Consider the following 1,758-nt stretch of genomic DNA (forward strand, 5'->3'; position numbering starts at 1 on the left):
TCGGACTACCATCGTGAGGCGGCTATGAACGTCGACCTCGTAGACAAGAGCGAGCCTCGCAGGCTGTCGGTAACGAGCTGAACCCTTGTGCCAGCAACCGCAATCAGACAAGAGGTTGCACATGCGCTTTGCGGACTAACACTTGTTGAAGTCCGTTAGCTTCCGCATGTAGTAGCCCTGCCTCTCAACGGCGAGCTTAATGTCCTCGCTAACGCTCGCTACTTTTTTCTTCTTACGCCATCTACCTGACGCGTCAGGAATTGGCAGACCATTGCGCACAACCAACAGATCACGCTTAGTGTTCAGATACACATCGAGAATATCGCGGGGCGCAGAGATAGCAAGCAACTCCGCCCGGACACGATGGGCAGGCAAGCCGCCACAGATTGCGGTGGATAGCGTGACGGCCCAACAGGCACGAGCGTCTGCAGGTGCTCGCAGCTTGATCCAGATCAAGCCCTGTAGTGAATAGGCAAGCTGAATTGCCATCGGTGCGGCACGACTTCTTCAGACCACGCCGGGAGGGAATTTTTAAAGACTTGGATCCTTCGGGAATTGCTTGAATACTCGTGAACAGCCATGCCCCTGCAGTTCGAGCGTGCCGTCGAGAAGATGGAAATATGGAGCGCGAACAGCGACGGCTATTCTTTCGTGATCAGCTATGAAAGCCCTGCCGTCCCGGCTTTCACGGACGCGCCGGTTATCTGGCGTCGTGGCGTCCTGTTTATGAAGGCCGCAGCGCGATCAGGATCACCGGCTCGCCCTTTAAAACTTTCGACGAGGCCGAAGCTGCCTGCGATGCGATGCTAAAACTCCTGATGAGCGAAAATTGACGCGATAGCCAGCAAATTTGGGAAAGGCAACGGACTAGCATTCAGCGTGACCGCCGTCCTCTTCGTGAAAGCGTTTCGCTTCCTCCTGCGCGACCAGCCTTGCGAGCATCCGCCGCTGTCTGTCCGTGATGCTCGGATCAGCAAGCTGCCGCTTGGCGATGATCAAGTTCGCATAGTGGATGAACTCTTCCATCGATCCCATGAGCGCCTCCCTGTCCTTGTGCGACGCCATTCCCGCGTCCATAAAAGGCGACAACACCGAAGCGTACAATTGTCCCAAAGGGCCAATTTTCCGGTCAGGCGGCCTGTCCTAGAAGGCGTTTCGGTTTGGCTCGGCGAAGAATAGGTCGTCTGCTTTCAGGGCGAGCCTACAATACGGGGGAGGGGTTTCGCGATGTCCATGGTTGGTACGGTCAAGTTCTTCGATGGAGAGCGTGGCTATGGCTTCATCAAGCCGGATGACGGCGGCCGTGATCTGTTCGTTCATATCACCGCAGTCGAGCGGGCCGGACTGAAGGACTTGACTGAAGGACAGCGCATTACATTCGAGGTCGAACCGGACAAGAAGGGCAAAGGCCCCAAGGCGGTCAACCTCGTGATCTCATCCTGAAATGCTGCCCGCGCCGGACATTGGATCTGTTGCCTGCGGCCATCGGCATAGCCCTTGCGGCGCACGTGCGCCGCAGCTCCTGCGCATGTATTGACTTGGTTCCAAAAAGTCGCCGCCACGTGGCTGTGATGTCCCGCCCGTTCGCTATTCGGTCGCCTGTCCGCGTCGGGACGATAAAAAAGCCGCCACCGGGACGAAGCGGTGACGGCTTCTTTCTCGCTCGTGACCGCGAACAAGCCTTTACCGCCCCGCCCCAACGCGATTGACGCCGCCATTTGCATTGCCACCGGCGTTATGACGGACCGCAGCGCGCGC

The 1,758-nt window shown here is 57.6% G+C and carries 2 protein-coding genes; one reads left to right on the forward strand and one right to left on the reverse strand.

All coding sequences use genetic code 11. The features are described 5' to 3' along the window. Nucleotides 1-867: 867 nt before the first annotated feature. A complete protein-coding gene (locus AC0L3X_RS47005) occupies nt 868-1,065 on the reverse strand; it encodes a hypothetical protein (protein ID WP_135217163.1) in 198 nt (65 codons plus the stop codon). Between the two features lie 162 nt (nt 1,066-1,227). Between AC0L3X_RS47005 and AC0L3X_RS47010 the strand changes: the two genes are divergently transcribed. Continuing rightward, nucleotides 1,228-1,443: a cold-shock protein gene (locus AC0L3X_RS47010; RefSeq protein WP_354100356.1), complete on the forward strand. Its 216-nt coding sequence runs from the start codon at nt 1,228-1,230 to the stop codon at nt 1,441-1,443. The last annotated feature ends 315 nt before the right edge of the window (nt 1,444-1,758 follow it).

The organism is Bradyrhizobium sp. MI1.7 (assembly GCF_055811795.1).